The 5,392-nt window shown below is 38.8% G+C and carries 12 protein-coding genes; 8 read left to right on the forward strand and 4 right to left on the reverse strand.

All coding sequences use genetic code 11. The features are described from left to right. The 5 genes from IM515_RS15325 to IM515_RS15350 form a co-directional block, all read left to right on the forward strand. Nucleotides 1-313, forward strand: a 313-nt coding sequence (locus IM515_RS15325) for an immunity protein CdiI family protein (RefSeq protein WP_287698053.1), incomplete at its 5' end; no start/stop codon positions are given. Between the two features lie 228 nt (nt 314-541). After that, complete coding sequence (locus IM515_RS15335; RefSeq protein WP_228020996.1) at nt 542-853, forward strand: hypothetical protein; 312 nt, start codon at nt 542-544, stop codon at nt 851-853. Continuing rightward, on the forward strand, nt 846-1,265 hold the full coding sequence (locus IM515_RS15340) for a putative toxin-antitoxin system toxin component, PIN family (RefSeq protein ID WP_193960398.1): 420 nt from the start codon (nt 846-848) through the stop codon (nt 1,263-1,265). The genes IM515_RS15335 and IM515_RS15340 overlap by 8 nt, the downstream gene beginning before the upstream one ends. Nucleotides 1,266-1,503: 238 nt before the next feature. Next, nucleotides 1,504-1,740, forward strand: coding sequence for a hypothetical protein (locus IM515_RS15345; RefSeq protein WP_287627812.1), 237 nt, complete (start codon nt 1,504-1,506; stop codon nt 1,738-1,740). Between the two features lie 2 nt (nt 1,741-1,742). After that, nucleotides 1,743-1,982, forward strand: coding sequence for a hypothetical protein (locus IM515_RS15350; protein WP_287627811.1), 240 nt, complete (start codon nt 1,743-1,745; stop codon nt 1,980-1,982). A gap of 239 nt (nt 1,983-2,221) precedes the next feature. On the opposite strand, the gene IM515_RS15355 is transcribed toward IM515_RS15350, so the two are convergent. Beyond that, entirely contained in the window at nt 2,222-2,575 is a 354-nt protein-coding gene (locus IM515_RS15355; protein ID WP_287627810.1) for a type II toxin-antitoxin system RelE/ParE family toxin, read from the reverse strand. After that, nucleotides 2,568-2,906, reverse strand: a complete 339-nt coding sequence (locus IM515_RS15360) for a UPF0175 family protein (protein WP_287627809.1) — start codon at nt 2,904-2,906, stop codon at nt 2,568-2,570. The genes IM515_RS15355 and IM515_RS15360 overlap by 8 nt, the downstream gene beginning before the upstream one ends. Nucleotides 2,907-3,186: 280 nt before the next feature. On the opposite strand from IM515_RS15360, the gene IM515_RS15365 reads away from it, so the two are divergent. Together IM515_RS15365 and IM515_RS15370 are read left to right on the forward strand one after the other, a co-directional pair. Then, entirely contained in the window at nt 3,187-3,402 is a 216-nt protein-coding gene (locus IM515_RS15365) for a hypothetical protein (RefSeq protein WP_002771553.1), read from the forward strand. After that, nucleotides 3,402-3,662, forward strand: coding sequence for a type II toxin-antitoxin system RelE family toxin (locus tag IM515_RS15370; protein WP_002771554.1), 261 nt, complete (start codon nt 3,402-3,404; stop codon nt 3,660-3,662). Before IM515_RS15365 ends, IM515_RS15370 begins: the two co-directional genes overlap by 1 nt. Nucleotides 3,663-3,980: 318 nt before the next feature. Here IM515_RS15370 and IM515_RS15375 read toward each other — a convergent pair whose 3' ends face one another. Beyond that, on the reverse strand, nt 3,981-4,304 hold the full coding sequence (locus IM515_RS15375; RefSeq protein ID WP_002771556.1) for a Txe/YoeB family addiction module toxin: 324 nt from the start codon (nt 4,302-4,304) through the stop codon (nt 3,981-3,983). Beyond that, nucleotides 4,294-4,578 carry a type II toxin-antitoxin system Phd/YefM family antitoxin gene (locus tag IM515_RS15380; protein WP_002748156.1) on the reverse strand — a complete coding sequence of 95 codons (285 nt, stop codon included), beginning with the start codon at nt 4,576-4,578 and terminating at the stop codon, nt 4,294-4,296. Before IM515_RS15380 ends, IM515_RS15375 begins: the two co-directional genes overlap by 11 nt. A gap of 229 nt (nt 4,579-4,807) precedes the next feature. Between IM515_RS15380 and IM515_RS15385 the strand changes: the two genes are divergently transcribed. After that, nucleotides 4,808-5,245 (forward strand): hypothetical protein, encoded by a 438-nt coding sequence (locus tag IM515_RS15385; protein ID WP_287633219.1) that lies wholly within the window; start codon nt 4,808-4,810, stop codon nt 5,243-5,245. Nucleotides 5,246-5,392: the final 147 nt, after the last annotated feature.

Raw genomic sequence — 5,392 nt, forward strand, 5'->3', positions numbered from 1 at the left:
CCCACTTTGGGGAGTAGATGAAATTGATAACATTGCTCCTGAAGAATTACCATTAAGTCAAGCAACCATTCAACGTTTAAACGCATGGCAGGATACTTACGATAAGACTTTGAATCAAGACTATCCACCTTTATCAGATTTGCCTAATCAGCAAGCTGAAACGGATTTTAAACAAGAAGGAATTAGTTTGTGGAAACAGTTACGTCTTGAACTGACTCCTGATTATGAAGTTTTCTACCAAAATGAAGGTCAATTGTTCAGACATCCTCAGGAAATAACCACAAAATCTACAGTACAAAAAATAACAGTTTGAGTATCATCACCCTCGGAACATTAGGCGCAGGTGCAACCCTCAAACGCCAACTAAAACCCCCTAAATCCACTGAAAAAGCAACCACAAAAGTAGGCTAAATTGCTTCTAAAAATATCATAAATGCCCCCTTCATTCAGTAAATTGAGGGGGTTTTATTTTTTGTCCATGTTTCTATTTATTAATTTTTGTGATTTAATGGCAATTTTTACATCAATATCGTCAAATTCAATGAGTATTGTGATTTTGTGCTATAATGGAGGTCTGTCAAAAGTAAAAAAACAATCAATTACCATGAATAGCAAGACAGAAATCACTATTCAAGTTCCTTTAGAAATTGCTAGATATTACGCTAAAATCAACCCCAATGACCGAGCAAATATAGAAAATAAATTAACTAAAACTATTCAATTAGAATTAGAAAAGTATCGTCAAAAAGCAGGAGCTAGATTATCAACAATTATGGATCGAGCTAGTGATGAAGCAGAAGCTAACGGATTAAATCCAGAGATTTTAGCGTCTATCTTAGAACAAGATGAATAAACCACGATTTGTTTTTGATGCTAATGTAATTGTTAGTGCTTTTTTATTTAAAAACAGTCCACCTCGTTTGGCGTTAGAAACTGCTAAGAATCAGGGCATAATTATCCTGTCTGAGACGGTTATTGATGAACTTAGTAACGTTTTATCTCGTTCTAAATTTGACCGCTATTTAGCTAAATCAATTCGCCAAGAGCTATTAGAAACATTAGTAGAAGCATCTTTATTAGTGCAACCGTCAGAATCTATCGATGAATGTCGAGATGCCAAGGATAATAAATATCTAGAGTTAGCGATTAGTGGTCATGCTGAATCTCTTATTACAGGGGATGAAGATTTGCTAGTCTTGAACCCATTTAGAAACATTAAAATCATCACTGTGTTAGAATTTTTGGATACTGATTCCGTCAGTTGATGGGGTTTAGTTTTTTGCCCACTTTCCTTGCTACACTAAGATTAAGACATAACTCAAGACCTATCTGAATGAGTCGGATAAGTCTTTACAGCGCTCTTAGAAGTTAAAGACTCATCAGCATTAAATCAATAAATGCCCCCTTCATTCAGTCAGTTGAGGGGGTTTGGTTTTTTTATATCTCTTTTTTGGCAATAGATGCTATAATGAAAGGCCACTCTTTAAGATTGCTTGATCGATCGTGGACTTTGAGATTATCAGCGATATTACGAATATCGAGATTATTGCCATAGGAACAGGAATTCGTAATCGGGAACGGTTGCAAAAACAGTATGGCAAAGGTAAATGGAGAAAATTAAAGGGCATAGCCCAAGTTCAGCTTCCCAATGGTATAGTAAGGTTAGCTGAAGTCGATTGGTATGAAGCTCATGGCATCGGCAAAAAAGAATTTAAGCTCAAGTTACCGTTTCTCGATTGACCATGAAAATAGAGTCATCTCCAACAAATCAGTTCGTAGTTTGTCTCAATAATGAAGGCTACGAAGCTTCACTAGAAGTGGGCAAAATATACCGCGTTATCCCTGATGAGACAGCAGAAATAAACAGTCTAATTCGGGTTATTGATGAAAGTGGTGAAGATTACGCTTTTTCTGTGAATCGGTTTCATCCTATTGAGTTACCAAAGCCAATAGAAGAGGCATTGTTATCAATGGCCAACTAAAACCTTCTCAATCCATCGAAAAAGAAACTACAAAAGTCGGCTAAATTGCCTCTAAAAATACCATCGATGTCCCTTCATTCAATCTTGAGGGGGTTTGTTTTTGGCATCTATTAATAAGTGGGTGGGTGGAATTAAATATAAGATAAACGTAGGTTGGGTTGAAGCATGAAACCCAACGCCCGATTATGTTACGCTACCGCTAACCCATCCTACAAATAATTGTGCCTCCCTACTTACTTCTAAAAATTGTCAAACTTATTAATGATGTCTTGAATTTGCTGCGCTGGGATGTCCGTTTGGTCAGATTTGGCATAGATGAGGAGCATCAAAACACAACTATTGTCTTTAAGTTGATAGATAACACGATAGCCGCTACTTTTGCCCTTTTGAATATCGCTGTTTTTGAGGCGAACTTTAAAGACAGTGTAGCCTATTCCTGGTATTTGATCGCCGATGAATTTGCCTATCTGAAGGTCATCAATTAGAGGTTGTAGGTCAGTACGAATGCTCCGATAGCGTTTGGCGAGGATGCGAAGTCGAGCCTTGAATTGATCGGAGAAAAGGAGCTTAATAGGGGGAATTTCTTCAGTCATCTATGCCATCCCAGAGTTCAGAGATGGGATGTACTTTGCCTTCTTTAGCTTGCTGAAGAGAAATACAAAGACTGGTGAGGATGAGTTCTTTTGGTTCGTCGTCGGGGTCCGTGGGTGGAGTGAGGATATTACGCGATACTAGCAATTGGTAGAAATCATCGCTCGCCATTCCCGTTAGTTCGGCTGCTTGTTCAAATTGAAGACGTTGCTGCTGATAAAGCATGATAGCGATTTCCGTGAGCATTTGAGCTTCAGTCATTTGTACTGTTTGCAGAAGTTCAGTGGGAAGGGTGAGGCTCATAGAGGTTTCATTAAGTGGCAGTAATTTCATTGTATCGCCATGAAAAAGTAACCGACAAAAGTAGGCTAAATTGCCTCTAAAAATACCATAAATGCCCCTTCAATCAATCTTGAGGGGGTTTATTTTTTCCTTTCACTTATTAAACAACTATCACCTCGTTGCTAGGGTCTCCCTGGCAACGCATTTCCAGAGGTTCTACCTTGGCACGAGACCAAGCATTGATGATCACACAAAGTCGAGAAGAGCCAAATAGCCAATTTAGTGCCAAAATTAGGAGTAGTTTATTTATTCTTCTCTCCTAGTTAAAAATATGCAAGTTAAAGAGCTAACCGTTGAAGAACTCAAGCTCCTCATTCAAGAAACTGTTGCCGAAACCATCCAATCTATCTTACTCGATCCTGACCAAGACAAAGAAGTCAAACCTGAAGTTAAGCAACAACTTCTTGACTCTCTAAGACGGACTGAAATAGGAGAAAAGGGGGTTTCAGCCGAAGAAGTAGCCAAAAAATTAGGATTAAACTGGTAATGGCTTACTTTGTAGAATTTAGCCGCGAAGCAATCGCTGATTTAGAAGCACTCGCTCCTATCATTCAAGAGCGAATTTTGCGGAAAGTTCGCTGGTTGTCGGATAATTTTGAAAATGTTAGTCCTCAAGCTTTAAGTGCTAATTTGAGTGGTCTTTTCAAGCTTCGAGTCGGTGACTATAGAGTTATCTATTCTTTTGCACCCGAAGCAAAGCGGCTTACCATCCATAAGGTTGGACATCGCCGAGATATCTACAGTTGATAAAATACTGTATTTGAGAGTAAGTGGTTTCTTTGCTTAACATGATTTTTAGGGGATACTTGTACAACCTTATTGTACAATTTCAATCTCTTGAACTCCCCAAAAACCCCGAAATCTGAGTCGCTCGTTAGGGAGAGGAATGTAAATATTTATTAAATTGTAGCTTAGGCTACAGTCTTAGAGTAGAAAGTGTGTATTGTTTCACTGTCCTCCTTCTGTCTTGGGTTGGGCTATCCCTTAACCCAAGCTACGAGGGGGAACGTACTACGTTCCTTGTCCCCTTTCTCCTGTAACAGTTCTTGATGGGTTTGTCTGAGTTTAGCCTGATTGATAATGATAGCGAGCTTGTAAAAAATAAACCTTATTTCCTGTAACTTTATAAACCAAACGATGCTCTAAGTCGATCCGTCGTGACCAAGTGTCGGCAGCAATATACTTAAGAGGTTCGGGTTTACCCAATCCTGTAAACGGATCGCCATCCAAAATATCTGCCACTAAGTCTAAAATTTTATCGCCTTTTTTCGGTTCGTTCCGATACCACCAAGCTAAATCTGCTTTGAAATCAGGACTAAAAACGGGCAAATAACCATGAATAGGATTATTTTTAGGTTTATCTGGCTTATTTTCTCTTTTAGGACTCAATTCCTAACTCCCCTTTCAATTCAGCTAATGTTTGAGGAGTTGCATCTTCTGTCTGGGTCCATGCTAAAGAGCGAAATAAGCGTTGGGCATTTTCTGGCGATCGCAATAAATAAACACACTCTAATAAACTGGAAAGCTCATCTTCAGCAATTAAGGCCACATTTTTCTGATTGCGACGCTTAATGACGATAATTTGAGATTCGTCACACACCTGATCTAAGATACCGGCTAAATTCATTCTCGCCTGAGAGTAGGTGGTTTCTTTGCTTAACATAATTTTTAGGGGAGACTTGTACAACCTTATTGTACAAGTCCAAGCTCTTGAACTCCCCAAAAACCCCAAAATCTGAAGGGAGGAGAATATAAAGATTTATTAAATTGTAACTTTTGATACAGTTGTGGGGGGGGGAATGTGTATTGTTCTACTATCTGCCTTGTGTCTTGGGTTGGGTTGTTGCTTGACCTGGCTACGAGGGGGCGAACACTTATGCACTGAGTAGCGAATGGTGATGAAAAAAGGATTTTTCAGATGGCTACCAATTTTAGCCTTAACTATAGCTTTATCTTCTAACTTCTATCAGAATCACGATGATATTGCTCAAGCCCGTAATTCGAGACGTGTAAGCAATGGTTTTGCTTTCGAGATTCAGAATTGTAATAAAGACAATAATTCTGTAGTTTGTACTTTTATGGTTGCAAACTTAGGGGAAGTCAGAGATCTTACTTTTTATCCCAAAGACTCTATCATCATTGATTCTACCGGCAAGCAATTGACGGGATCGGAGGGCCGTATTGGAGGAATAGGTCGTGATCAAGTATGGGTAAGAGATATGCCTTCTAGAGTCCCCATTAACGGAAAAATTCTCTTTAAAGGAAATTTGCCCGGAAGAATCGTTTATCTGCGATTAGTAGGTTCTGGTTTCTCAGTTGAATGGAGGTAATATAATATCTGGACTTCCCCCATACATAAATACTAAAAAATTAACAAAACCCTTACTGCAGGTCGCTTCTAAGAAAAAATTGAAAAGAGGCTACTGGGTACATTTTTTACTTGAAAATGGCTGTACCGTTGACTGTATCTGGAGTAG

This window comes from Microcystis sp. M44BS1, assembly GCF_020244875.1.
GTDB lineage: Bacteria > Cyanobacteriota > Cyanobacteriia > Cyanobacteriales > Microcystaceae > Microcystis > Microcystis panniformis.